The organism is Pseudomonas sp. NPDC087336 (genome assembly GCF_044744285.1).
Lineage (GTDB): Bacteria > Pseudomonadota > Gammaproteobacteria > Pseudomonadales > Pseudomonadaceae > Aquipseudomonas.
In genome coordinates, this window is the sequence record NZ_JBIUYA010000023.1 from 23,937 (window position 1) to 49,788 (window position 25,852).

General features: G+C 57.6%; 23 protein-coding genes and 1 pseudogene. 11 read left to right on the forward strand and 13 right to left on the reverse strand.

The features are described from left to right. Nucleotides 1-97 precede the first annotated feature (97 nt). Nucleotides 98-2,119: an alkyl/aryl-sulfatase gene (locus ACIO0C_RS21655; protein WP_401315102.1), complete on the forward strand. Its 2,022-nt coding sequence runs from the start codon at nt 98-100 to the stop codon at nt 2,117-2,119. A gap of 101 nt (nt 2,120-2,220) precedes the next feature. Here ACIO0C_RS21655 and ACIO0C_RS21660 read toward each other — a convergent pair whose 3' ends face one another. Next, complete coding sequence (locus ACIO0C_RS21660) at nt 2,221-3,354, reverse strand: aminotransferase class V-fold PLP-dependent enzyme (protein WP_401315103.1); 1,134 nt, start codon at nt 3,352-3,354, stop codon at nt 2,221-2,223. Between the two features lie 232 nt (nt 3,355-3,586). Here ACIO0C_RS21660 and ACIO0C_RS21665 point away from each other — a divergent pair, with 232 nt between their 5' ends. Together ACIO0C_RS21665 and ACIO0C_RS21670 are read left to right on the forward strand one after the other, a co-directional pair. Then, complete coding sequence (locus ACIO0C_RS21665; RefSeq protein WP_401315104.1) at nt 3,587-4,285, forward strand: ion channel; 699 nt, start codon at nt 3,587-3,589, stop codon at nt 4,283-4,285. A gap of 416 nt (nt 4,286-4,701) precedes the next feature. Then, on the forward strand, nt 4,702-4,857 hold the full coding sequence (locus ACIO0C_RS21670; RefSeq protein ID WP_401315210.1) for an aldehyde dehydrogenase family protein: 156 nt from the start codon (nt 4,702-4,704) through the stop codon (nt 4,855-4,857). Nucleotides 4,858-5,018: 161 nt separating this feature from the next. On the opposite strand, the gene ACIO0C_RS21675 is transcribed toward ACIO0C_RS21670, so the two are convergent. Beyond that, the gene (locus ACIO0C_RS21675) at nt 5,019-6,506 is read right to left on the reverse strand and encodes an aldehyde dehydrogenase family protein (RefSeq protein ID WP_401315106.1); all 1,488 of its coding nucleotides are present in this window, start codon (nt 6,504-6,506) and stop codon (nt 5,019-5,021) included. 261 nt (nt 6,507-6,767) lie between these two features. On the opposite strand from ACIO0C_RS21675, the gene ACIO0C_RS21680 reads away from it, so the two are divergent. Then, a complete protein-coding gene (locus ACIO0C_RS21680; RefSeq protein WP_401315107.1) occupies nt 6,768-7,937 on the forward strand; it encodes a p-hydroxyphenylacetate 3-hydroxylase oxygenase component in 1,170 nt (389 codons plus the stop codon). A 57-nt stretch (nt 7,938-7,994) separates the two neighbouring features. Beyond that, nucleotides 7,995-8,951 (forward strand): p-hydroxyphenylacetate 3-hydroxylase reductase component, encoded by a 957-nt coding sequence (locus ACIO0C_RS21685; RefSeq protein WP_401315109.1) that lies wholly within the window; start codon nt 7,995-7,997, stop codon nt 8,949-8,951. A gap of 127 nt (nt 8,952-9,078) precedes the next feature. Here the strand turns inward: ACIO0C_RS21685 and ACIO0C_RS21690 are convergent, their stop codons facing one another. From ACIO0C_RS21690 to ACIO0C_RS21705, 4 genes and pseudogenes are all read right to left on the reverse strand, one after another. Beyond that, nucleotides 9,079-10,185, reverse strand: coding sequence for a class II histone deacetylase (locus ACIO0C_RS21690; protein ID WP_401315110.1), 1,107 nt, complete (start codon nt 10,183-10,185; stop codon nt 9,079-9,081). 35 nt (nt 10,186-10,220) lie between these two features. Beyond that, complete coding sequence (locus ACIO0C_RS21695; RefSeq protein ID WP_401315112.1) at nt 10,221-11,384, reverse strand: MFS transporter; 1,164 nt, start codon at nt 11,382-11,384, stop codon at nt 10,221-10,223. A 22-nt stretch (nt 11,385-11,406) separates the two neighbouring features. Further along, complete coding sequence (locus tag ACIO0C_RS21700; RefSeq protein ID WP_401315113.1) at nt 11,407-12,288, reverse strand: transporter; 882 nt, start codon at nt 12,286-12,288, stop codon at nt 11,407-11,409. Between the two features lie 130 nt (nt 12,289-12,418). Next, nucleotides 12,419-13,396: pseudogene (locus tag ACIO0C_RS21705) on the reverse strand (LuxR C-terminal-related transcriptional regulator). Between the two features lie 303 nt (nt 13,397-13,699). Between ACIO0C_RS21705 and ACIO0C_RS21710 the strand changes: the two are divergent. Further along, entirely contained in the window at nt 13,700-14,671 is a 972-nt protein-coding gene (locus tag ACIO0C_RS21710) for a methyl-accepting chemotaxis protein (RefSeq protein WP_401315114.1), read from the forward strand. Nucleotides 14,672-14,709: 38 nt separating this feature from the next. Here ACIO0C_RS21710 and ACIO0C_RS21715 read toward each other — a convergent pair whose 3' ends face one another. Beyond that, nucleotides 14,710-16,038, reverse strand: a complete 1,329-nt coding sequence (locus tag ACIO0C_RS21715) for an alginate export family protein (protein WP_401315116.1) — start codon at nt 16,036-16,038, stop codon at nt 14,710-14,712. Nucleotides 16,039-16,340: 302 nt separating this feature from the next. On the opposite strand from ACIO0C_RS21715, the gene ACIO0C_RS21720 reads away from it, so the two are divergent. The 4 genes from ACIO0C_RS21720 to ACIO0C_RS21735 all read left to right on the forward strand — a co-directional run bounded on the left by ACIO0C_RS21720 (nt 16,341) and on the right by ACIO0C_RS21735 (nt 20,279). Continuing rightward, nucleotides 16,341-17,840, forward strand: a complete 1,500-nt coding sequence (locus tag ACIO0C_RS21720) for an APC family permease (RefSeq protein WP_401315118.1) — start codon at nt 16,341-16,343, stop codon at nt 17,838-17,840. Further along, complete coding sequence (locus tag ACIO0C_RS21725) at nt 17,785-18,405, forward strand: DUF3156 family protein (RefSeq protein WP_401315120.1); 621 nt, start codon at nt 17,785-17,787, stop codon at nt 18,403-18,405. The genes ACIO0C_RS21720 and ACIO0C_RS21725 overlap by 56 nt, the downstream gene beginning before the upstream one ends. A gap of 114 nt (nt 18,406-18,519) precedes the next feature. After that, nucleotides 18,520-19,482: a transcriptional regulator FeaR gene (gene feaR / locus ACIO0C_RS21730; RefSeq protein ID WP_401315122.1), complete on the forward strand. Its 963-nt coding sequence runs from the start codon at nt 18,520-18,522 to the stop codon at nt 19,480-19,482. Between the two features lie 188 nt (nt 19,483-19,670). Further along, on the forward strand, nt 19,671-20,279 hold the full coding sequence (locus ACIO0C_RS21735) for a TetR/AcrR family transcriptional regulator (RefSeq protein ID WP_401315123.1): 609 nt from the start codon (nt 19,671-19,673) through the stop codon (nt 20,277-20,279). A gap of 41 nt (nt 20,280-20,320) precedes the next feature. On the opposite strand, the gene ACIO0C_RS21740 is transcribed toward ACIO0C_RS21735, so the two are convergent. The 6 genes from ACIO0C_RS21740 to ACIO0C_RS21765 all read right to left on the reverse strand — a co-directional run bounded on the left by ACIO0C_RS21740 (nt 20,321) and on the right by ACIO0C_RS21765 (nt 25,189). Continuing rightward, on the reverse strand, nt 20,321-21,088 hold the full coding sequence (locus tag ACIO0C_RS21740; RefSeq protein WP_401315125.1) for an SDR family oxidoreductase: 768 nt from the start codon (nt 21,086-21,088) through the stop codon (nt 20,321-20,323). Beyond that, nucleotides 21,081-21,881 (reverse strand): SDR family NAD(P)-dependent oxidoreductase, encoded by an 801-nt coding sequence (locus tag ACIO0C_RS21745; protein ID WP_401315127.1) that lies wholly within the window; start codon nt 21,879-21,881, stop codon nt 21,081-21,083. Before ACIO0C_RS21745 ends, ACIO0C_RS21740 begins: the two co-directional genes overlap by 8 nt. Beyond that, a complete protein-coding gene (locus tag ACIO0C_RS21750; RefSeq protein ID WP_401315128.1) occupies nt 21,874-22,695 on the reverse strand; it encodes a molybdenum cofactor biosynthesis F family protein in 822 nt (273 codons plus the stop codon). The genes ACIO0C_RS21745 and ACIO0C_RS21750 overlap by 8 nt, the downstream gene beginning before the upstream one ends. Nucleotides 22,696-22,780: 85 nt before the next feature. Continuing rightward, entirely contained in the window at nt 22,781-23,440 is a 660-nt protein-coding gene (locus ACIO0C_RS21755; protein WP_401315130.1) for a LuxR C-terminal-related transcriptional regulator, read from the reverse strand. A gap of 52 nt (nt 23,441-23,492) precedes the next feature. Then, nucleotides 23,493-23,858, reverse strand: a complete 366-nt coding sequence (locus tag ACIO0C_RS21760; protein ID WP_401315132.1) for a cupin domain-containing protein — start codon at nt 23,856-23,858, stop codon at nt 23,493-23,495. Between the two features lie 32 nt (nt 23,859-23,890). Continuing rightward, a complete protein-coding gene (locus ACIO0C_RS21765; RefSeq protein WP_401315133.1) occupies nt 23,891-25,189 on the reverse strand; it encodes an NAD(P)/FAD-dependent oxidoreductase in 1,299 nt (432 codons plus the stop codon). Between the two features lie 215 nt (nt 25,190-25,404). Here ACIO0C_RS21765 and hpaR point away from each other — a divergent pair, with 215 nt between their 5' ends. Next, nucleotides 25,405-25,827, forward strand: a complete 423-nt coding sequence (gene hpaR / locus ACIO0C_RS21770; protein WP_401315135.1) for a homoprotocatechuate degradation operon regulator HpaR — start codon at nt 25,405-25,407, stop codon at nt 25,825-25,827. Nucleotides 25,828-25,852 lie beyond the last annotated feature (25 nt).

Here is a 25,852-nt window from a genome sequence, read left to right on the forward strand (position 1 = left end):
TCAAATGAATATGCTATTCCTTGCCGGGCGGGTCAAGACGAGTAAGAAAAAGCCCGCGCCATCAAAGGCACTCGACACTCTGGCGAAGGAACATTTCATGAACAACAAGACCCTCAGTTGCGCGCTGGCCGCCGCACTGTCCACGGGCTTCAACCCCGGCATTTTTGCTGCTCAGACAACTGCCGTGCCGGCCGCGATTGAGCATTTCGATAACAAGGGCAAGCCGCCGTCGACCTACACCATCGAATATCAGAAGGGCGTACGCGAGACGCTGCCTTTTGCAGACAAGCGCGATTTCGAGGAAGCCAAGAAAGGCTTCATCGCAGCACCGACCTACAACAAGATCATGGCCGATGCGGGGAACGTCGCCTGGAACATGGGTAGCTACGATTTCCTGCTCGACGGCAAGGACTTCGACACGGTCAATCCTTCGCTGCAGCGTCAGGCTTTGCTTAACATGGCCTATGGTCTGTACGAGGTAGTGCCGGACAGGATCTATCAGATCCGCGGCTTTGACCTGGCCAATATCACGTTCATCAAGGGAGACACCGGCTGGATAGTTTTCGACACCCTGACCTCAAAGGAAACCGCCAGGGCGGCGCTGGAGTTCATCAATGAGAAACTGGGCAAGCGCCCGGTCGTGGCCGTGGTGATTTCCCACTCCCATGCCGACCACTTTGGCGGTGTCCGCGGCGTAGTCGATGAAGCGGACGTACGCAGCGGCAAGGTCGCGCTGATCGCCCCCGTGGGTTTCATGGAGCATGCGGTCGCGGAAAACGTTTACGCCGGCAACGCCATGAACCGACGCGCGTTCTTTCAATACGGCCTGCTGTTGCCGCGCAGTCCCTACGGTCATGTCGACATGGCGATCGGCAAAAACGCCGCCGCCGGCAACATGGGCCTGATCGCACCTAATCGATACGTCGAAAAGGATTTCGAAAGCCTGACGATCGACGGCGTACAAATGGACTTCCAGAACACGCCAGGCACCGAAGCACCGTCGGAAATGAATACCTGGTTCCCCCAATTCAAGGCGTTCTGGGCTGCCGAAAACATCACCGGCACCCTCCACAACATCTATACCCTGCGCGGTGCCCTGGTGCGTGATCCGCTGGTGTGGTCGAAGAACATCAACAACGCCCTGTATCGCTACGGCCAGCAGGCTGATGTGATGCTCGCCGCGCACAATTGGCCGCGTTGGGGTAATGAACGGATTCAGGAAGTGATGCGCGCGCAACGCGATGCCTATGCCAACCTGAACAACGCCGTCCTGCACGCCGCGAACCAGGGCGTCACCATCAACGAGATCCAGAATGTCTACAAGTTGCCCGAGAGCCTGAAGAACAACTGGGCGACACACAGCTATCACGGCTCGGAAGAACACAACAGCCGCGCGGTCATCAACCGCTACCTGGGTTACTGGGATGCCAACCCGGCCACGCTGATGCCGCTGTCACCGAAGGATTCGGCACCGCTGTACGTCGAAATGATGGGCGGCGCAGCCAAGATCATGGCCAAGGGCAAAACCTTGTTCGATCAGGGCAAATACCGCGAAGCCTATGAAATCCTCAATAAACTGGTATACGCCGAGCCGCAAAACAGCCAGGCCAAGGATCTGCTGGCAGACGTCTATGAGCAGGTGGGCTATCAGAAGGAAAGTGCCGGCGTGCGCAACAGCTTCCTCGCGGCGGCCTATGAATTGCGCCACGGCATGCCCCAGGGCCGGGCGCCAAAATCCGGCGGGGCGGACTTTGTCCGCGCCATGAGCACCGAGTTGTGGCTCGAATATCTCGGCATCTGCCTGGATGGCAGCAAGGTGGCGGATCTGCATTTCGTCCTCAACCTCAAGACCCCGGACAATGGTGAGCAATTCGTGGTGGAGCTGAGCAATTCAACGCTGACCAGCATCAAGGGCCAGCAGGCAAAAAACGCCGACCTGACCCTCACCCTCGATCGCTCCGCGCTTGAAGGTGTGATGGCCAAGCAAGTCAGCTTCGATCAGTTGGTCGCGGACGGCAAGGCGACCTTTGAAGGCGATCGCAAACCGTTCGCCCAGCTGATGGCGGCCATGACTCCGTTGACTCCTGATTTTGAATTGCTGCCGGGGACGAAGCAGTAACGCCGATTGCGCGACTGATCCTGTCAATGGAGAGACCGTCGGGCGCGTCTGTGGCTTGGACGCGCCCGTCGAAGATCAGTGCCATGGGCCGGCGTGAGGGCTTAGTTCACCATCACCTCGTCCAGTGCCTGCTCGAGGGTGCTGACCGTGCGCTCGATATTGTGCAGCTTTTCGAGCCCGAACAGACCGATGCGGAAGGTCTGGAAGTCGGCCGGCTCGTCGCATTGCAACGGCACTCCGGCGGCGATCTGCAGGCCGTGGGCGGCAAATTTCTTGCCGCTCTTGATGTCGGCATCATCGGTGTAGCTCACCACGACGCCAGGGGCCTGAAAGCCGGCTGCGGCAACGCTCTTGATGCCTTTGCCGGTCAACATTGCGCGCACCCGATCGCCCAGCGCCTGTTGTTCGTTGCGGACCTTGTCGAAACCGTAGGCTTGCGTCTCTTTCATCACTTCGTTAAACCGCGCGAGGGAATCGCAGGGCATGGTCGCATGGTAGGCATGTCCGCCCTGTTCGTAGGCCTGCATGATTTGCAGCCACTTTTTCAGGTCGCAGGCGAAGCTGCTGCTCTGCGTTTGCTCGATGCGCTCCAGGGCCAGGGAACTGAACATCACCAGGGCGCAGCAAGGGGAGGCGCTCCAGCCTTTCTGCGGTGCGCTGATCAGCAGGTCGACGGCGCATTTGTGCATATCCACCCAAAGCGTGCCTGAGGCGATGCAGTCCAGCACGAACAGGCCACCCACCGCATGCACGGCGTCGCCGATGGCCCGCAGGTATTCGTCGGGCAGGATAATCCCTGATGAGGTTTCAACATGGGGGGCGAAGACAATCTGCGGCCTCGAAGCCGCAATGGCTGCCAGCACTTCGTCCAGAGGGGGAGGGGCGTAGGCCGCCTGGCGACCCGAGTCGACCGGTCGGGCTTTCAGCACCGTAGTGGCCGCGGGGATGTCGCCCATCTCAAGGATCTGGCTCCAGCGATAACTGAACCAGCCGTTGCGTATCACCAGGCATTGCTGGTCGGTGGCAAATTGTCGCGCCACCGCTTCCATGCCGAATGTGCCACTGCCCGGCACCACCGCAACAGCCTGGGCGTTGTAGACCTGTTTCAGGGTCCTGGAAATGTTCTTCATCACGCCTTGAAACGACTGCGACATGTGGTTGAGCGAGCGGTCGGTGTAGACCACCGAGTACTCGAGCAACCCCTCGGGATCGATGCTGGGATACAACTTTGACATGGAGTGACTCCTTTGGCAGAGAAGTTTGGCAGAGATGTCCGTGGTATCGACCCTGCCCTAAGCCTTGGCAAATGACAAGATTGCCCGGAGAAAACAACCCATGGCTGTTGGCCTGAATCCGCTCACTTGCATTCGCGACTAGAGTTTCACTACCGACTCTCCTAAAGCCGAGTCAGATTTCAACCGTGCAGCGACAGGTCTCGAGCGTTGTTTCGGTCTATGGGAAACATCTATGACAAATCCGCAAGATAGAGCCGAATCCGACGAGGATTTAGGTCAGATGGTCATAGGGCGAGGGCCCTGCACCCATCTATTGCTGCTCTTACTGGGATTGATCCTGCTGTTTCCCTTTCTTGAGGAAGGTATAGTTGCTCGCACGTTGCTCGGCACTCTGTTTTCAATCGTGCTGCTTGTGGGCGCTTTCGCTACCAGGCAGACGCGGCGGGGGTTCATCCTCAAGCTGGGCCTGGCGTTGCTGGGGGTTGGCCTTCAATGGTCGGCATTGTGGGCTGGAAGCATCGCGATTCTTTTCTTTGCCGGGATAGTTTATGCGGCGTCTCTTGCAGTCTCGTTCACCGGAGTGCTTCGCTATATTCTCAAGCGCGGGCCAATTACCGCCGACAAGCTGCACGGCGCGCTTGCGGGTTACATCATGCTGGCCTTCGTTTGGTCCTTCGTCTATGCCCTGGTCGAAATCTCCAGCGCTGGCTCATTCGGCCCTGCCCACCTCGACTTCGGACAGCCCGGCACTTTCTTCAAACTGATCTACTTTAGCCTCACCACGCTCACGACCACAGGTTTCGGTGATGTTCTCCCGTTGACCAACCACGCCCGCTCACTGGTGATGGTCGAAGAGTTTTCAGGGGTTTTCTACGTTGGCGTTGTGATAGCGCGGCTTGCCGGTCTTTATCCGTCGAATCAGATCAAGTGACTCTCGATTTACCTGGGCCACCTTCGGGTAATAGTGATTGACTCGTTCTTGATTGGGTGGGCACGTGAGACTGACTGACAAGGCCGATTTTTGCCGTTCCTGGCCGATTCTGTTGAAAAAGTCGGTTCTTCCAGACCGCCCACATACTGTCCGCTGAAAATGCGTTCTTTGCGCACTGCTACGCGAAATCTGAGCCCGAAATCCTCTGCTGAAAGTAAAGATTTCAATCTCAAGCGCGTATTTTTTTACCGTGGAAACGATGGCCGACTTTTTCAACAGAATCGGCCGATTTCTGCCCTTCGCGACGGGTAGAAATCGGCCAGAAACAGTCAGTTGGATGTCTAAATAACCCTAAACGATTCACCTACCCAAAAGCTCAGCAAGCGATGCATCGGCCGTTGCGTTAGGTTAATCGTCTGCAAGCAGGAATTGTTTCGATCAACCACTTTGGTTTGGCCCTGCCGGAAACGCCGTTCGGCGGCATCAAGGCCAGCGGTCACGGCAGTGAGGGCGGGACTGAAGGTCTGGATGCCTATCTGACCACCAAATTCATCAGTCAGGTAGGCATCTGAAGTTAATGGGATTCTCTGCTGGAGAGCAGGAATTCCAACCCTGTATTGTCCGAGTTGTCGAAAGGCAGCCCCATGACCGTTCAGTCCACGAAAACACGGTCATGTCTGGTGTGAAGTGAACCAGGCCTTGCTGGACCCGGCCACTGTCGATTTGATCGCTATCAGTAGCGAATCATCACTGACTTCAGTTCGGTGTAGTCATCAATAAACGCACTGCCAAACTCGCGACCTACGCCCGAGGATTTGTTACCTCCGAAGGGCACTGCCGGATCAAGCATCGTGTGCATGTTCACCCACACCGTCCCGGCGTTGATCGCAGGCACTATGCGCAGGGCTTTGCTCAGGTCGTTGGTCCATAGGCTGGCACTCAAGCCGTAAGGCGTGTTGTTCATCAGCTCCAGCAGTTCTTCTTCGCTGTCGTAAGGGAAGAAGGTCGCAATCGGGCCGAACGTTTCCTCGTTGAGCAGCGTGTCGTTGACGCTGTTGGCGAGAATCACCGTCGGTTCAACGTAGCAGCCCGGGCCGTCGATCAGGTTGCCACCGTGAATGATGGTGTTGTTTTCGGCGCGGGCCCTGGCGAAGAACTCGCCGAGTTTCAGTTGATGTTGGCGATTGGTGACCGGGCCGAATTCGGTGCGCTCATCCAGTGGTGAACCGATGTTGAGCGTGCTCAAGCGTTGGGCGAGTTTTTGCGTGATCGGGTCGATCTGTGAACGATGTACGAAGAAGCGCTCGGCGGCTGCACAGATCTGCCCGGAGTGCAGGAAACCGGCTTCGATGATGCCATTGACTGCCTTGTCCAGATCCACATCACGCAGGAAGCCAGCAGAGTTTTTCCCACCCAGTTCCAGCGTTGCGCGGGTCAATCCGGCGCCCATGGCACTTCGGCCGACGGCAATGCCGGTGGGCACGGAGCCGGTAAATGAAACCTTGTCGGTTCCCGGGTGCTCGACCAGTCCTTTGCCCACCAGACCACCCCCCGTCAAAACGTTCAGTGCGCCAGCAGGCAAACCCGCTTCGATGGCCAGTTCGGCAATCCGCAGGATGGTCAACGGCGTGAACTCACTGGGTTTGATGATGATGCTGCAGCCGGTCACCAGCGCCGAGGCCAGTTTCCAGATGGCGATCATGGTCGAGAAATTCCACGGCACGATACCGACTACCACCCCGACCGGTTCACGCAGGGTGAAAGCGGTATAGCGTTCGCCGGCAAAGGAGGGCAGTGACGGGGTGATGGTCTGGCCGCTGATCTTGGTCGCCCAACCAGCGTAGTAGCGCAGAAAGTGTGCGGCCTGGTCGACTTCGAAAGCCCGGGAAATCTGAATGATCTTGCCTGACTGGCAGGTTTCGATCTGCGCCAGTTCTTCGCGGTTCTGCTCCAGCAGGTCGGCCAGTTTCAGCAGCACATTGCCACGGATTGCCGGGGCGACTTGGGACCATTGCCTGAAGCCGCGGCGGGCTGACTCGACGGCAGCATCGACATCGGCCGTGTCTGCGTCGGCGACTTGGGCGATGACCTGGCCGGTGGCTGGATTGACCACCTCCAGTGTCTGGCTGGAATGACTCTGAACGTAGCCACCGTCGATGAACAACGCATGGTTTCGACTCAGGAATGCTTCAACTCGGGGCAGCAGCGGGATATCGCTCATGGGATTTTCCTGATGGCGAACAAAGAAAGCCCCGAGACTAATCCATGGGTCTCATGGCTGGCTTGACTGTGCCTGCCCACGCCTATGTCTGTGACTGCCAGAGCCATTCGAAGCCTTGGTGTATTGCCTTTGAAAAGTACAATCTTGACTCTGGAAGGTGCATTTTCTGGGCTCGTGGCTCACTCCATACTGGCCCTGCATCCAGCGCTACCTGTCGGTTCGGGTAGTTGGCCGGGTATCCAATAATAAGCAGGGCCATCCATGAAAAAGCCAAATCCGCTCCTTGAAGACCTCAAGTCCATTCTGCCGGCCATCGCTGCCAACGCCTTCAAGGCTGAACAGGATCGCAAGGTCCCCGACGAGAACATTGCGCTGCTCAAAAGCATCGGCATGCATCGGGCCTTTCAGCCGAAGAAGTTCGGGGGAATGGAAATATCGCTGCCGCAATTTGCCGACTGTATTGCGTTGCTCGCAGGCTCTTGCGCCAGCACCGCCTGGGCCATGAGTCTGCTCTGCACCCACAGCCATCAACTGGCACTGTTCTCGGCCCAACTGCAGCACGAAGTCTGGGGCGATGACCCGGACGCCACGGCCAGCAGCAGTATCGCGCCGTTTGGGCGCACCGAAGAAATTGAAGGAGGGGTGCTGTTCAGCGGCGAAATGGGCTGGAGCAGCGGTTGCGATCACGCCGAATGGGCGATCGTCGGTTTCCGCCGCAAGAACGCTGAAGGCACTCAGGATTACTGCTTCGCGGTACTGCCGCGCAGTGATTATCAGATCCGTGATGACTGGTTCGCTGCCGGGATGAAAGGCAGCGGCACCAAGACCTTGATCATCGACAATGTGCGGGTGCCGGAACACCGCATCCAGAAAGCCAAGGACATGATGGAAGGCAAATCCGCAGGCTTCGGTCTGTACCCGGACAGCAAGATTTTCTACTCGCCGTACCGACCTTACTTCGCCAGCGGTTTTTCCACCGTGAGCCTGGGCGTTGCCGAGCGGATGCTTGAAGTGTTCCGCGAAAAGACCAAGACCCGCGTGCGTGCGTACACCGGTGCGGCGGTCGGTGCGGCGACGCCGGCGCTGATGCGTCTGGCCGAGTCGACTCATCAAGTGGCCGCTGCACGGGCCTTTCTCGAGAAGACCTGGCAGGAACACGCCGAACACAGTGAGCAGCAACGCTATCCGAGCCGCGAGACCCTGGCGTTCTGGCGCACCAATCAGGCCTATGCCACCAAAATGTGCATCCAGGCCGTGGACCGTTTGTTCGAAGCTGCTGGTGGTAACGCCTGGTTTGAACAGAACGAGATGCAGCGACTGTTCCGTGATTCGCACATGACGGGTGCGCATGCCTACACCGACTATGACGTCTGTGCGCAAATCCTCGGCCGTGAACTGATGGGTCTGGAACCTGATCCGAGCATGATCTGAGCCCACCTCTCATAACAACAATCAGGACTGCTCACGCAAGCAGTCCGGGAGACTTGCATGTCTGATAACAGCGCTTGCGCAGCCAATGAAACCACTTTCGACCCACGGGCATTTCGCCGGGCATTGGGCAACTTTGCCACTGGCGTGACCGTGGTGACGGCCGCCACAGCGTCCGGGCGCAAAGTCGGAGTGACCGCCAACAGCTTCAACTCGGTGTCACTCGATCCGCCTCTTGTGTTGTGGAGTATCGACAAACGCTCCAACAGTCACGAGGTGTTCGAGCAGGCCAGCCATTTTGCGGTCAACGTACTGGCGGCAGACCAGATTGATCTGTCCAACAATTTCGCCCGCCCCAAGGAAGACCGCTTCGCCGAGATTGAGTACGAATCAGGGGAAGGCGGCTCGCCGGTATTCGCCGATTGTTCGGCGCGGTTTCACTGCGAGAAGTACCAGCAGGTGGACGGTGGCGACCATTGGATCATGATCGGCAAGGTGGTGGCCTTCGACGATTTCGGTCGCTCGCCATTGCTGTATCACCAGGGCGCTTACTCCATGGTCTTGCCTCATACCCGCATGACCAAGCGCGATGAAAGCCAGCCGCCGAGCAGTCATTTCCAGGGTCGCCTAAGCCACAACTTGTACTATCTGATGACCCAGGCAGTGCGGGCTTACCAGTCCAGCTATCAACCCCGGCAGTTGTCCACCGGTCTGCGTACCAGTGAGGCGCGGATGTTGATGGTGCTGGAAAGTGACGCCAGGCTGAGCCCCAACGATCTGTTGCGGGAGGTGGCAATGCCTGTTCGGGAAATCGATGAGGCCGTAGCCAACCTCAAACGCAAGGGACTGGTGAACGACGATGCCAACGGTGTACATCTGACGGCTGCCGGTATCGAGCAGACCGAAGACCTTTGGGCAATCGCTCAGGCGCAACAAGAGAAAGTCTTTGCCGAATTCAGCGAGACGCAGATCGAAACGTTCAAGACCGTGTTGAAACGACTGATCAGCAACTGCTGATTGCCATCCCAATCACCTTTGATCTTTGGCGGCAAACAATAAAAAACCGATGTCTGTCACAGCATCGGTTTTTTTTGCGTCACGCTCGGGCGGTGGAACTGCCCCGCATCGTTGTCAGCGCCAAGGCTCAGCGTGCTTCGGCCAACTCATCGATCAAGTGCCGCTGAAACGCCGCAAGCGCCTCTTTCGGTTGCTGCATCTGCACAAATTCCAACATGGGATCTGCGACTTCAGTCCTGACGCCCGCCAGTTCCTCAATCGCCGCTAACCCGCAAAATGGCACATACGCTTCGGAATACCCGCCTTCATGCACTAGAACGAGACGGCCTTGACACAGACGCTCGGCGGCTTCGCGCATACAACGGGTCATTTGCCGGAACGAGTCACTGTGCAACAGCATCCGGGCCAGCGGGTCGACTGCGTTGGCGTCATAACCGCAGGCGATGATGATCAACTCTGGCTCGAAACGCTCCAGCGCCGGAATCACGATGCGCTGCATCGCATAGAGATAAGCCTCATGACCGCTGCCAGGGGGCAACGGAATATTAATATTCGCTCCCAATCCAGCGCCGCGGCCGCGATCGGCTTCACCGCTGTAACCGGCAGGGAAACAGCCGTCTTGATGCAGCGAAATGGTCAGCACATCACCACGTTCTTCGAAGATTGATTGCGTGCCGTTGCCGTGGTGCACATCCCAGTCGATCACCGCGACTTTGCCCAGGCCACGTTGAGCTTTAGCGGCCTCAATGGCGATGGCGATATTGGCCAGGAAGCAGAAGCCCATGGCGCTGTCGGCGAGGCAGTGGTGGCCCGGTGGGCGTGATAGGGAATAGGCATTGTCGACCGCGCCGGACAGTACGGCATCGACCGCTGCCATGGCCAGGCCGGCGGAGAGCCTGGCTATTTCATAACTGCCGGGCCCGATGGGCGCGTTCGGCCCCAACTCGCCGCCCCCGGCATCGCTCATGGCTTTGAAGCGTTGCAGGTACTCAGGCGTATGAACCCGCAGCAGGTCCTCATGTGTTGCCGCATTGGCGCTTTGTACCTGCAGGTGTCGGGTCAGGCCGGAAACGTCCAGCAGGCTCTTGAGCCGGCGTTTGGTTTCCGGGGATTCGGCGTGGCCGGCAGCAGCAGGCGGTTGCACCCAACCTCCCACTGGCAAGGTCAAGGCGTGCAGCCCGGCGCTGTGCCAAAGGCTGAGTTCGTCGAAGAAAAATGCACTTTTTCGGCTCATTGTCGTTTCCATTTTCTTTAGGGTAAAAGGGCTGCTCACGCGCTGGTGCGGCAGCTCAGAATCAACACTAGGGACAGCAAGGTGATGCAGGCCCCTCCGATGAGCAACGATTGGAAACCGCCGCTGGCTTCGATCAGGCGGCCAGCCACTGTCGGACCGATGGCGAGGCCGCCACCGATCACCAGGTTGGAGGCATTCATCAGTTTTCCGGAACGGTCGAGGTCGGCCAGGCAGGCCAGAATCAACGGCAGAATGAAGGTCCAGGTGAACTTGAATAGCAGTGCGGCCAACGCAAAACGCAGCATTTCGGGTTGTCCCAGCAACAACAGCACCGAGCCTGCCATCAGCCCGTACCCCAGCAGCAACAACAGTAGGCGTGGCAGACGATTGCCGACCAGCGAGGCACAACCGGCACCGACAATTCCCATAATCGTGGCGATGGCAAGAATTTCGCCGCTGGACTCGGCAGAGAGACCGGCATGTTTGCTGATGGAACCGATAAAGGTCCAGATGCCGCTCAGGCTTATGTAAAAACTCAGGATGCCAAGAATGCCCAGTGCGGCCTTCCACTTCGAGGCGAGGGTTACTCGCTCAGCGGCTTGGTCAACCGGTGGGCTGCCCTGGGGAAAGTAACGGGCAAGTGGCAAAAAAAACGTCATCAACCCGGCGAGGATCAAGTAGCAGGCTGACAGCCCGTAGTGTTCGAACAGGCGTGGCAGGATGCTCAAACCAATCGCCCCGACCACCAGTTGCCCCATCACCCATAAGCCATAGACGCGACCGGGATTGGACGTCGAGGCCGCGCTGGACAGACAGATGATCATCAATGAACCGCCGGCCAGGGCGCTGCAGAAGCGCAATGCCAGAAGCATCGAATAATCGTGGGCAAGCATCGAAAGCAGGTTGGCTGTAATAAACATAACCCCGGCCACCAATGCGGCTCGACGCCAGTCTACACGCTTGAGCCACCAGAGAGCGGGCAGGGTGGCCATGCTCATGGCGCCCAGTTCAGTGGAGAACAGATCGCCGATCTGTGACGGGCTCAACTGCCATTGAGTCGCCAGTTGCGCCGCCACTGCCGGTGCGGTCATGAGGATGGTCGGGGTGATGGCGGCGAACAGTACAATGGCTGCCAGCAATGCCAGTTGCGATGAAGCGAGTGACCGGTGACTGGTCAGTGGTTTGGTCTGGGTGTTCATAGTCAAACTCCGATGAATGAATTCAGAACACATGGACCAGACGCAGCAGCGCGTCGGTGCCTTGATAGCCGTTGTCGGTGGCGACGTTCTGCGAGAGGCTGAACATCAACTGATTCTGTCTATCGAGCCAATGACCGACTTCGAAACCCACCTGGGTGTAGCGTTTGTGGGTGTTGTCGATGCGCTGGTCATTAATGCGCAACTCACCGCCATCGGCGTGGATCAGTCGCAAAGCACCATAGGTGCTTGGCGTGAAGTCGTAGGAGGCAAAGGCTTGCAGGCGATACAGTGGGTCCTGATTCAGGTCGTTGCCGAAGTAGTCGTCGTTCTTGCCATAGAGCTGCGCTTCAAGGTTGGCTTCCAGCACCCATTTTTCACCGATACCCTGGGTGTAGTTGTAAACGAAGGTGGTGCCCCAGCGATTGGCACCGGGCGATACGTCCGGATTTTCGCCGTGGTACTCGCCCAGCGGCAGGGTAATCAGGGTCAGCAATCCACTGTAGGTGCGCGAGGCGGGGTCGTTGATGAAGAACAGCGTGCCGCCGACCTGAGGATCACCGAATCCACTTTCTCCAGTGTGCAGGCTGGCGCCCGGCAGGCGGGCGTCGATGTCGGCGTAGGGCACGATGAACTGTGGGGTGCAGAGGGTGCCGCAGATGTCGGTGAAAAATACCTGGCGATAAGCCACTGCGTTGACTTTCAGGTCGGCCTTGCCGGTGCTGTCGGCGGGGCCGTGGAAATCGTTGGCGCGGCTTGCCGGCAAATACAGCACGCCCAGTGCGGTGCCCGAAGGGGCACTAAAGAAATCCCGGGCGTTGAGGTCGGCAGCGCTGGCGTGCAGGCTCGATAGAGCACTGATGAGGGCCAGTGCGGTGTTGCGGGTGTAGGTTTTGGCCATGGGCATTGCGTCTCTTCTTTGAATTGTTGTGCGGCGAACGGATCACCTGTAATGGGCAGAGGGGCAAAAAAAGGGCAAAAGCGTCCCGTGGCTGTCAAAAAAACAGCGAAAAGTCAGCGCGAGTCAGCGGTGCAGATCAGTCAGGTGCGGTGTGCAGCAGATGGGCAATTCGGGCTTTGTCCTTGACCCCGAGCTTGCTGTAGATGGCGCGGATGTGGTGTCGCACGGTATTGGGTGACATGCCCAGATCGCGGGCGATTTCCTTTTAGGTCTTGCCCTCGCCGAAGCCCTGAGCCACGTCGTTTTCCCGTGGACTCAATTGCACCAGCACCGTGCGGCTGCGGGCTGCCAGCAGGAACAGATCACCGACCGCCGAGGCCTCGACCTGCAAGTGCTTGCCTTCATACCCCTGGGCGTCCATCGCCACCGGCAGGCAAGGGCCGGTCCAGTCCGGCCACTCGCTTAGCAGCAAATCGACGAAGCCACGTTCTGCGCAGTGCAGTGTGCCGCGCTGGTCACAGACGGCGAGCGCCAGATTGCGCGGGCTGGTGAGCGTTTCGCGCATGGCCACCAGGGTGCGGATCTGATTGGCCGATACCGCCGCCACCAGATGAAGCATGAGATTGTTCAGCAACACGCAATCCTGATCGGTAAAGCGCGCTGCCTCGGGAGCTCGATACACAGCGAGGTGATCGGTGAGGTGGGTTTGCGAGTCGACGTACACAACGCACAGCAATTGGCCAATGCCATAGGACTCGCCGAGCCAGTTGAGCCCGGGACCGTTGGAGGGGTTGCGCATGTCGACGATGACTGCTTGTCCCGGGTTGTCGTGGACCTTGCCGATGGTCACGTCGGTATGGCGAATCGATTGCCAGTCCGCCAGGTAACTGGGGGGCAAATTGTAGAGGTAGGAGTTGTGTTCTTCAGGCAACCCGTCAATCAGCGCCGCACGACCCCACCAGGCACTGTCGAAGGGCAATAGCTGGCTCATGCAGCTCAGTGCAGTGTGGTGAAAATGCTCGATGTCCTTGTTTTGCGCCAGGCGCTGAAGCTCCAGTGTTATCGCGCTGAACGCACCCAGGAGGCTGGCGTGACCATGATCATGACGGCTCATTCGTAAGTACCTCTGTGCGACATTTTTATTGTTTTCGTCACGAAGTCATTAAGGACCGGAACGTTGTTTGGACGTGGGCAGGGCCTGAGGATGAGTATCGGTGGTTTCAGATCGGGTCGCTATCCTACAGATGCACGATGGCCCGTACGTCTGACGGCTGGGTATTGGCGGTCGCTCAAACGCAACTGGGCTTTGTTTGTTTATGGCAGACAGAAGCAAAAGGCTCAGCAGTCTCTTACAAGCAATCTGCATCGGTTTGCTATCAGATCCTGAGTGTCGACTCGTAAAGCAAAGGACAGACTGATGTTCTTCAAGAAAAATATACCGATGCAGCAACTGGCTGAGATCTTGGCGCGATTGCTGGCCGATGAGGCGCTTGAGGCACAGGCGCTTCACGCCTATCCGCAGGTTCAGGCGTGTCTGGAACAGCTCGCGCAGCAAAGAGCGCAGGCCAACCAACGCCTTCTTGTGGCAGAGGAATTAGCCGGGTACCAGATCGCTCAGTTGCAGCATGCACAGCAAGCGCTTGAAGCGTTTGGCCAGAAAATTGAGCAGAGCCGGCAACGCGAGGATGCACTTGAGGCCGAGTTGAGACAGCACGTTCTGCTATCACGTCAGCATCAGCAGGAGGCGCAGATATGGGAACTGTTGCAGTCAACCCTCACCGAGGGCTGCTGGGACATCACAGTGGTTAACGGCGACATTCAGGATCCCGCCAGTCGGATGCGGATTTTTAATCAGTTCCGCCTGCTCATGGGCTATGCCGCACATGAGCTGCCCGATGGCTGGGATGCTCAAGTCAACATCACTCATCCCGACGATCTGCCGAAGATCATGGCAATCTTCGATCGGGAGATCCTTGCGACCCATGGCAGCGGCGAGTATGTCTTTGAATATCGGATGCGCCACAAGACGCGTGACTACATCTGGTGTCGAGAGCGTGGTCGAGCGGTCCGAGATGAGCGGGGGCGATTGACCCGGGTGATCGGCGCGGTGCGCGACATCAGCGATGAGCAGTCAGTCAGGACGACTCATCAACAGTTGCTTGAGCAGAATCAGGCGACCTACGGGCAAATCGCAACCGTAGTGAGTGTCATCAAAGGCATTGCGGACCAGACGAACCTGCTGTCTCTGAACGCTGCGATCGAGGCTGCAAGGGCGGGAGAAGTCGGGCGTGGGTTTTCCGTTGTGGCCGATGAAGTCCGAAAGCTGGCGCAAAGTACCCGCCAGGCCACGCATCGGATTCCGACCATGTTGCTTGAACACAAACAGTAATTTGGTTCAGGAGCTGTGCAGTGCAGCTCCTGAGGGCTTCAGAACGGTACGGCCACGGTTAGCTGGCTGTAAACGTTGGTGCCATTGCCACCCACCTGGTTACCACCATTGGTTTCATCTTTATCAGGTTTATACAAACCGAGCAGTGGCGTGACGATCAGGTGTTCGCTCGCGGCCCATTCGGCGTACAGATCCAGTTCGCGACCATCAAGGTCCAGTGCGTCGCTCTTGTGCAGGGTCTTGTAGTCGAAGAACAGTGCGCCGACAGTGACCGATTCGACCGGTTTAACCTTCAATGCCACATGCTGGACTGACGTATTGGTATTGAAAGGACCTGAGTAGTTAGCGGCGACCTCACCCTGGAACCAGGTGCCATAGCCACGACTGAATCCGTTGAACATCGAATCCCAGTCTTTCGAATACCGGCTGTAGCGGTAAGTGACGTCGGGCGACCAGGGCAGGTCGGCGAAGGTGTAGCCGGCTTCGGTGTACCAGGCTTTTTCCGGCCCGGCGTCTTTATCCTGCCAGGCATATTCGAAGGAAAAATGTGCGTGTTCGATGCCGGCATTACCCGCTCCGCGCAGGCTGTAGATATTCATGCCGTCACGCTGCTTCTGGAGGTCGCTGGCGAAGCGGTCATCGACGTCGATGCCGTGAATGTAAGTCAGGCCCAGAGTACCCGGTTCCGCTGTGTACTCCAGGGTTCCCGCGGCCATTTCGGTGTTGGCTTGGGAGCGATTGTCGGACTTCATCCACATCATGCTGCCGTGTACTCCGTCCTTGCCCCCCAGACGAACAACGGCAGTCTCATCGAATGCATGGCGAGCAGCCAGGTAATAAGCGCCTCCGCGATTGAGCTTGCCGTCGGCGGGCCCCTTGCCAAAATTCAGGCCGTCGTCGTTGATGATGAAACCGTCGCCCAGCGTAATGACCTGGCGGCCGAACGACAGGTCAACGCCATCCTTTCCCAGGACCGGAAAAAGTTCGCCTGAGCGCCATCCCGCAAACGCTTCATCGAATTTCGTGGTGCGTTCTGTACCGTCGGTTATTCCCGCTGCATCGCCGTCCCCCCACGTGCCGGAACTGACCAGATTTGCCGTGCCATATACGCTGCCAGCGCTTCCCAGTGTTTGATCAACACTCAGTCCATACTTGATGAAACCTTCGCGCCAACTGGAACCGCCGGGGGTGCCGTCATAGTTTTTGCGGCTGTTGAACAACCCGTAAACAGCCAGAAAATTACCGGTCACCTTGGTGTCATTGTCGGCGTAGAACTCGTAGGCATTGGCTGATGAGTGTGTGATCAGGAGTGCAGCACCCAAGCTGACAGCGGCGGGCAGTGATCGTGTTTTACGCATGTGCTCCATTGTTACGTTCCCCAGTATTGTTGGACAGCCAAATGGTCGAGGGCGCATTAGGGCAACCGTAAAAGGACCAAGTCTTTCACCTGCGTGCCACAGAATTGACCCTGTCAGCCAGGCAATACGCCTTGGCAGGCAGCAACAAAACCGTCGGCAGACATGGGCAAGACGATGAGGGTGAGAGGGGCGCAAAGTGATTCCGCACACGAAGCCGTTTCGATCAGGGACCGGCTGGGGAAGGCTTTATCGCCGGCTCCTTGAACGGCTTAATAATTCCACTAAGAAATCCGCTTTTGAGGATCCGCACCATGTCGATCAATGACAGGCTCACAGAGCACCTGAAACGAGGTAGCGTTGGTTTTCCCACCGCGTTAGCCAGCACCATTGGCCTGATCATGGCCAGCCCGGTCATTCTCACGGCCACGATGGGTTTTGGGATTGGCGGCAGCGCTTTTGCGGTGGCCATGCTGATCGCGGTGGTCATGATGCTGGCCCAGGCAACCACCTTCGCTGAAGCGGCCTCGATCCTGCCGACCACCGGCTCGGTTTATGACTACATCAATTGCGGTCTGGGGCGTTTCTTCGCGATCACCGGCACGTTGTCGGCATACCTGATCGTGCATGTGTTTGCGGGCACCGCTGAAACCATTCTGTCCGGGGTCATGGCGCTGGTGAACTTCGAGCACCTCAATACATTGGCTGAATCTGCCGGTGGTTCCTGGTTGCTCGGCGTCGGGTTCGTCGTTGTGTTCGCGATTCTCAATGCCTTCGGCGTCAGCGCCTTCGGCAGGGCGGAGATCATTCTGACCTTCGGCATGTGGACCACGTTGATGGTGTTCGGGGTACTGGGTTTGATCGCCGCACCGGCGGTGCAACTGGATGGCTGGTTCGGAGTGTCGCTGGTGGGCACTGACCTGATCACGATCCTGTCGCTGGTGGGCATGGCGATGTTCATGTTCGTCGGTTGCGAGTTCGTCACCCCGTTGGCGCCGGACTTGCGCAATTCGGCCAAGGTTATGCCCAAGGCCATGATTCTGGGATTGTTGAGCGTTGCTACCTGCATGTTCATCTATGGCGCCGCGATGAAGCGTCAGGTCGAGAACGTACTACTGGATGCCGCCTCGGGCGTGCATCTGCTCGACACCCCCATGGCCATTCCGAAATTTGCTGAGCAAGTCATGGGACATGTTGGTCCGTTGTGGCTGGGCATCGGTTTTCTGTTTGCAGGCGCAGCGACCATCAATACGCTGATGGCGGGTGTACCAAGAATTCTCTACGGCATGGCAGTGGACGGTGCGTTGCCCAAGGTGTTCACCTATTTGCACCCACGCTTCAAGACGCCGTTGCTGTGCATTCTGGTGGCGATGCTGATTCCCTGCTTGTACGCCTTTTGGTTGGGTGGCAATACCGACAACATCATGAACCTGGTATTGGCCGCGGTCTGCGCGTGGAGTTTTGCCTATCTGCTGGTGACGCTGTCGGTGGTGAGCCTGCGGATTCGCCGTCCTGATCTGCCACGGGCCTATCGCTCGCCGTTCTTCCCATTGCCGCAGATTCTTTCCAGTGCTGGCATCTTGCTGGGCATGTGGTTCATCACGCCGCCTGGAATGAACCCTGCCGATATTTATGTGCCTTTCGGGGTGATGCTCGGCATTGCGGCTGCCTATGCGCTGTTCTGGACGTTGGTGGTGCAGAAAGTCAATCCATTCAAGCCGGCTATCGTTGAAGAAGTGCTGGCCAAGGAGTTTTCCCATGAGCCTGGCAACCCTCACAACAGTTATCTCGACCATGCTGCAAAAACTGTCTGAATCATTCAGCGCACGACGTGCTCCGAACGGCTACAGGCCCGGGGTAACGCTTGAGTACCTGCGGCGCAATCTGGGGGTGGCGAGTTTTGCTTCCACGGGCCCGGCCGAGGCAGTGTTTTTTCTCGGTGAGAGCCACCTTCAGGTCGACGTTGTCGAGCGCACGGAATCCCAGCTACTGATGCATCTGGTGATGACTGAGTTTTCTGTGAGGGTGCCTGCCTCGGAGCAGGGCAGTGCCCACTTTGATCTGCACCACAGCGGGTCAATTCGGCGGACAGGGCTGGTGTGTAAACAACGCACGGGAGCACCTGAGTTGCTGACCAGGCTCCAGGCTCGGTTGCAAGAAGACCCAGTGTTGCATCAATCGCTGATGTCGCTGGATTTCAAGCGCCTGCAACTCACTCTGGACGGGCATGAATGGCGCGTTCGATTGGAGCATATGGGCGGTAGTGAGGTGGTCAACCGGATGCCGTCATTCCGGCGTTACATCACCTTGAGCGGCGTGCAGCGCGATGTGCTGTTGAATGTTCTGATGGGCCTGCAATGCACATTACGCACGCTCTAATTTGAGATTTGGCATCATTAATGCCTCTGCAATCGGCCCCTGTACTTGTTGCGCACATATAGATAACATGTTAACTATCGCACAACAAAAACAATAAGCCATTGTGGAGATACCATGAGCATCAATGAGTCTACGCAATATGGATTGGAAACCTGGACGCGTGATCTGCGAGCGGCGTGCGGTCATTTCGATACTGAATTGGCCTACAACCGATCGCTTTTCATCGGCGAGGTTTCCAAGCGGTCCCAGGACCGTCTCTCCCTGGCAAACCTGCGCACCAATGCAGGTTCGATCAAGCGCGAACGGCCCAACGCCGATCACGATAATGACCAGCATTGCTTTCTTGTGAGCCAGCGTAGTGGCTATTGTCAGATCGCACAGAACGGCCAGGTCATCCAGCTGGCTCCGGGCGATATGTTGCTCATGGACTCGACCGGCTCGATCGAGATAAGCCCTTTCGGGCTAATCGAACATGCCTCCCTGTCACTGTCACGCAATGAGGTGTGCAAGCAGCTGGGAGGCGGGTCGAAAACCTTCGGCAAGATTTCTTCCAGCAAGGCCTGTGGGCGGATGCTCCATGTGTTGATGGACCAACTGTGCCGGGAGGGGCTGGACGGCCAGGATTCCTCTGGAGAAGGAGAGGCCCTGCAATCGGCTTTCGTTTCGTTGCTGGGTTCCGCATTCGAAACGGACAGCGCGCTGGGTGACAGCAGTGCGTCCTTGCAGGGTAACAATCTGCGCAGCTACGTTCAGAAGGTCATCGATGAGTCCCTGACTCAGCCTGGCCTGAGCCCCGTGGGTCTGGCCAGTCGATTGAACATTTCCGTTCGACATTTGTATCGGCTGTTTGAAGAGCAGGACGACAGTGTCTGCCGTTACATTCAGCGCGCGCGGCTCAAACGCAGCGCTGATGATTTGACTAATCCGTTTCTCAAAAGCGAGTCGATCACCTCTATCGCCTACAAGTGGGGTTTTACCGATTCCGCGCATTTCAGCCGGTCGTTCAAGAAACAGTTTGAGCTGTCGCCCAAGGATTTTCGCTCGACGCATCTACAGCAGGCGGTGGGGGCGGCGTAGGTCGTGAAGTCTCTACGGCATTCGACTCGATATTAATGTTAATGCATTAATTAACTGGCGTTCGATTGGGTTCAGGATAAAGTTTTCGAGCGCCAGGAAAGGTCATGATTTCTTCAGCCAGCGGTAACCAATTCAATGCGTAGTTTGTCATCTCTCATGCGCTGGTCGATGTCAGGGAATCCTGCGACATGAAGCCACTCACCCCTTCGGCCGCCAACATTTGCGCTGTCGCTGTCGAACATTTTGCCGATCATGGTTACGACGCTTCATCCCTCAACGAGATCGCCGTCATGGCCGGCATGCGAAAGGCATCGCTTTACGCGCATTTCAGCAGCAAGGATGCCTTGTTCGAGAGGGTGTTCAAGATTGCACTCGGGCATGAACAGCAGTATGTCGCGGCTTGCTTTGAAGAAGAGGGCGGGCGCGCGGGAGTTCCCGGTCAACTGCACGTCGAGTGTTTGATTGGACGCTATGAAGCATCGGCACACCTGCGATTTCTATTGCGCACCGCCTACTTTCCTCCAGCAGATATCCGTGCCGTCATCACGCTTGGATTCGAGGCTTACCTGGCGCAGATTCGTCAGTATTTTCAACGCGCAACGCGGGACCGGTACACATGGCCGGCGGCTCATCCCGAGCAACTTGAGGTGTTCTGCGACGCGTATCTTGGCATCGTCGACAGTCTGCATGTGGAGCTCATCTATGCAGCGCCACAGACATACGTAAAACGGCTTGCAGCCTTGTTGCGAGTCTTCAGTGATTCACTGTCGATGCTCGAAGGTGCAAGCCGTGACTGAACCTGGATGTCAGTTTTTAGCTGCTGGGTGCATTGATGCAATCACACCTCGGGCAAGGTCGATCCACCATCCACAACGATTGTCTGCCCAGTGATGTAATTCGCCAGATCAGACGCAAGAAAAAGCATGGCCCCGGCAATATCTTCAGGCTTGCCGAGTCGCCCCAGCGGAACCCGGCTTGCGATCTCATCATTGATTTGACCGTCGCCAAGGTTGTTCATGGCGGGCGTGGCGATCATCCCGGGCTCGACCCCATTGACGCGCACCTGATGTCGGGCAAGCTCCAAAGCGGCATTTCGAATAAACCCGTTAACCCCGGCCTTCGACGCCGCATAGTGACTTAGCCCCGGATAGGCGACCCGTGGCCCGGTCACTGACGAGGTCACCAATACGCAACCACCGCCCTGACGTTGAAACATCGGCAACGCCGCCTGGGTCAACCAGAACAGCGCCGAGAGATTGACCGCCAACGTGCGTTCGAGAATGGCTGGGGTGATTTCGGCGAATGGCGTCAACGGAAAGTAACCGGCGTTGTGGATCAGAATATCCAGCCGCCCCCAGTCTCGTTCCAAGCGCTGAACCAGTTCGAACACCGTCGTAGCATCAGCCAGGTCAATGTCCACGGCCTCAACCCGGCACGCTTGCACATTCATCTGCGCCGCGAGCGCCTGAGCTTGATCCAGACGAAGATCAGCGATCATCACTCGAGCCCCGCGCAAGGCGAAAGCTTCGACGATGGCCCGACCGATGCCTTGCGCACCCCCTGTGACCAGCACCGTTTTTGCACTGAAATCGAAGTCTTCAGGCATGAGCGTTCTCCATGTGAGCGTAGGCCAGGGTCGGTACATCGACGATGCTCGAACCACCGTCGGCGACCAGGGTCGCGCCGGTGATGATCGAGGCGTCCGGGCTGGCCAGGAAGCGGCAAACCCTGGCAATTTCTTCGGCACTGGCGGGACGGCGCAACGGCACATCGGCGCAAACCCGGGCGTAGGCTTGCTGTAGCGTGTCGCCATAGAAGTTCATCAACGGCTGCATTTCCTCATCGGCCATCGGGGTCGTGACCCATCCCGGACACGCAGCGTTCACCCGCACGCCGCGTGGCCCGTAGTCCCTGGCCAGTGAGCGGTTGAGCCCAAGCAACGCATGCTTGGCGGTGGTGTATCCGCAAACTTCAGGGCCTGCGGCCAAAGAGGCTATGGAGCCGATCAGTACGATGTTGCCAGCCTGTTCGATCAGCAGCGGCAGGCAGGCCCTGGCACTGTAGAACGCGCTGTCCAGATTGCTGCGCAGCGATGTTTCCCAGGTTTGCGGACTGGTCTGAGTCGCGCTGCCCAGGCCATGACCGCCGGCACAGGCCAGTAGCACATCAAGCCGACCGAAGCGCTCACGAATCTGCGCTACGAAACCTTCCCACGTATCCGGACAGGCCGCATCGCCGACCAGGATCAGGCCGCCGGTTTCCCGGGCGACCTGCTCCAAAGGCTCACGGCGTCGGCCAACCAACACCAGATTGGCACCCTCGGCCGAGTACAACCGGGCGCAGGCGGCACCGATGCCCGTTCCGGCACCGGTGATGACAACCGTGCGTGACTCAGGCATCTGGATACTCCGTGCGGTTGAGAACCTGGCAGTAGGAGCTGACCGGAAAGTTCGACAGCTCATCGAAGGAAGAACCGGCATAGCCGAAGATCTTGCCGTCGCTGCGGTGCTGTTGCATGTCGATCAAGACCAGGCCCAGGGTCGGGATGATCTTTTCGCGCCAGACGAACAGGTACAGCTCATCGGCAATCTTGTAGTAATGGCAGCGGTCGGTATCGCACAGGCCTTGCTCGACACCCTTGAGGCACTGCCAGGAATAGAACTGGTCGTTGAGGTAGATGTGTTCGTAGACTTCGCTCGGACTGTAGCGATACAGGTTGCGAATACCGGTCAGCTCCTGAGTTGGCTCATGGGGGCATTTGCCTTCCTGCCAGGGGCGATCAAGGCTGCCATGGAGGAAGTCCACTTCCACCGACGTCAGGGCTTTGCCAGCGAGCGCGCGGCTGTAAAGCCCTTCCTGAGTTTCGGCCTGTGGCGGCATGCGTCCGATTACGGCGGTGAACGACGACGTGGCGGTATCTAGGATCAGGCTCACTGACCAGGCCTGACCGGCTTCGCGCTTGATGAAGTCGACCAGATACAGGCCCGGGCGCACGGACGTGGCGCGGTACTCGGCAGATCCGCTGGAGTGACCATCAGCGGCGTTCCAGTTCAGCATTTCTGTTTCGAAACGGTGCTCGATCTGCCAGCCGTTGGCGAAGTGCAGCGTGAAGGTCTTGCCGTTGAGATCAGCCAGGTTGGGCAGGATAAAGGCTTCTGGGGCGAAACCGTCGGCGAGGGCACCTACGGTGATCCAGTCAGATTGTGTGGTCATTGCATGGCTCCAGTTGATTGAATTAACAAGCTGGATCATGCCGCCCCGGTACTGACTCGCCTATCAACCAGATGGTTGAACCGGCTTATAAAAACAGCGCCCCCACCAGTTCGGTGCGGCTGGTTACCCCTGTCTTGCGGAACAGGTTGATCAAGTGAGTTTTGATGGTCGGCAGACCGACATCCAGCTCCTGGGCCAGTTGTTTGTTGCTGGCGCCCTGGCGCAACAACAATGCGATCTGACGCTCTTTGGGGGTCAGTCTCGACAGCGAATCTTCATAGGGCTGCAGGTTTGCAACCGCCATTTGCAGCAACGCCTGCAAAGCACTGAGTTGAGCCAGTTGATCCGCGGTGAAAGCACCTTGTGCAGCGGTGCGCAACAAGGAGATAGCGGCTTGAGGCTGGCCGGAGCGATGGGCGAGTATCTCCACTACGTCGACGACACCGTAGCGTTGCAGGAAGTCTCGATAGCGGCGACTGTCACGGGTGGGCTGTCGGGCCATGGCGAAACCAAGAGGCACCACTGCCAGTCCGCTCGATTGACAATTGCGCGGTTGCAACGGATCGAATTGACGATAGTTGTCCAGATAATCGCGATGCATTTCACCGCTCATCTGGTGCAACCGGAAGTCGCGGGCTTGCAGCTGTCGGTCGACACAATAGAAGGCGGCCTGGCTGGCAGGAACGATTTGAGTGAAAGCCTGCAGGCATTGGCCAGCGACTTCCTGGGCAGGGATGGCGTTCATGGTCGGTAACTTCGCCATAAGGCTGCCGGTGTGAGCCGGCAGCGGATAACGGTCAGGCAACCGCGAAATAATGCTTCACAAAGCTTTCACTGACAACCTCCCAAAGCACGGGGGTCCCTTTGCTCACGAACCAGCTGTCGCCGGCCTTGTAACGGGTGCTCTGACCAGTGGATTCGTCAGTCAAAACCACTTCGCCGGTGACCACGGTAGCTTGTTCTGAAAATGGGTAGACCATGCGGAATTTGCCTTGGGTGGTGCCGAAATACGCACTGCTGACGGGGTCAGTCGGTGCGCCGAATGTCATTTTCCCAAAGGCGTTGACTTCACCTTCGAGAATTTCGGAGCCAAGGTCGGCGACAGTGCCCCAGGCGTCGAGTTCGGACAGTTGGATGTCTTTCTTGAGAGTGGTAACGGGCATGACAGTTCTCCTGTGAGTGAAAAGGGTGGGGGTCAACGACGACCGTTGAAGTAACCCGAAAGTTGATGAAGGCTTTTGCCTGCCGTCAGCAGCAGTGGTCGCAGGTGATCTTTACCCATGATCTGCGCATGTTTGACCGAACTGATTAGGTCATAGCGGGACGATCCTTCGCTCATGCCCTCAGCCAATATCTTGCAGATGATGTGGCTCGGTGTGACGCCGAAACCGGCGTAACCCTGAACATAAAATGCATTTTTGCGGCCGCTGAGCGTGCCTATTTGCGGAAACAGATTGGCACCGGTCGCCATTGGGCCACCCCATGCCAGGTCGATTCTCACGTCCTTCAGGTACGGGAAAATTTTCAGCATCAGGTTGCGGTTCCACGCCTTCAGATCCTGAGGGATGTGCTCGACGAAGGGGGTCGCGGCACCGAACAGCAGGCGGTTTTCATTGGTGACACGGTAGTAGTCGATGACCGGTCGAATATCGCTGTAGGCGCCGCGTATCGGGCTGATGCGGTTGATCATTTCGTCCGACAGCGGTTCGGTCATCAACTGGAAGGCATAGGTGTTCAGCGTGGTCTTGTGCAGCTCGGGTTCCAGTTTGTTGAGGAAGCTGTCGCAGGCCCAGAGCAACTTCGAAGCCTTCACCGAGCCCCGGCCGGTGCGCACCGTGATGCGCTCGCCATAGCTGACTTCCAGCGCAGGGCTGTGTTCATAGATGCGTGCACCGTGCCCGACCAGCGCCTGGGCTTCGCCCAGCAACAGATTCAATGAATGTACGTGACCACCGCCCATGTGCAACAGGGCGCTGGTATAGGCGTCGGAGCCGATGATCTGTTTGACCTCGGAGCCCGCCATGAAGCGGATTTCGTCCTTGGTATTGATCGACTTGAAGTCTTTCTCCCAGGCGCGAAGGGTTTTTTCCTGGCGGGCGTTGAAGCCCATGTAGCCGTAGCCGTTGCAGAAGTCTGCGTCGATCGAATATTTGGCGATCCGGTCCTTGATGATGCCGGCACCCAGTTCGCTGATTTCAAAGATTTCGCGCAGTCCTTGCTCGCCCACCTGCTCCTTGATCTTTTCCAGGTCGTGACCAATGCCCGCCATGATCTGTCCGCCGTTGCGGCCAGTGCCACCAAACCCCAGATAACGAGCTTCGAGCACCACAATATTGGTGATGCCTTTTTCAGCGAGTTCCAACGCGGTGTTTATGCCGGAGAAGCCGCCGCCAATCACCACGACATCCGCTTCCACATCCTGTTCAAGGGTCGGGAAACTGAGGTTGTATTTTTTGGTTGCCGAGTAGTAGGTAGGCGTTTCGATATTGATCATGGCGCAGCCTGGAAAAGTGGAGGGAAACTCAACTGCAGGGCTTGCAAGAAGCTCTGTACCTGTTGAGGTGTATTAACTGCCTTCCGAGCGGTAGGTGTCTTGATCCTCAATGCCGCGGGTTTTGATCGTGGCTGCCAAGGCCTGGATAGATCGACATCGGCGCAGCGCTGGAATATAGTTCACATATTAATAAACATCGAATTCGAACCCATTCAATGTCCAAGCCGCGCCCATCATTGACACTCACATTGCTCCAGGCTCGCGAAGCCGCAATGGGGTTTTTCCGTCCCTCGTTGAATCAACACGGCTTGACCGAGCAACAGTGGCGGGTCATTCGGATCCTGAGTCAGCACGTTGAGTTGGAAATCAATCGCCTGGCTGAGCTGGCCTGCATCCTCAAACCGAGCATGACCGGTGTGCTGGTGCGCATGGAGGCGGCCGGCATGGTTGAGCGGCGCAAGGCGGAGCAGGATCAACGCAGAGTGCTGGTGCGGCTGGCGGAGAAGGGCGAGGCTTGCTTCAACTCGATGAGCCAGAGCATGGAAGCGAACTATCAGCGATTGCAGGCGGGTTTTGGCGAGGAAAAATTGCAGACGCTACTGACGTTGCTGAACGAGTTGAAAGCGCTCAAGCGTTAGTCAGCAGTGATAATGACCAGTCCCC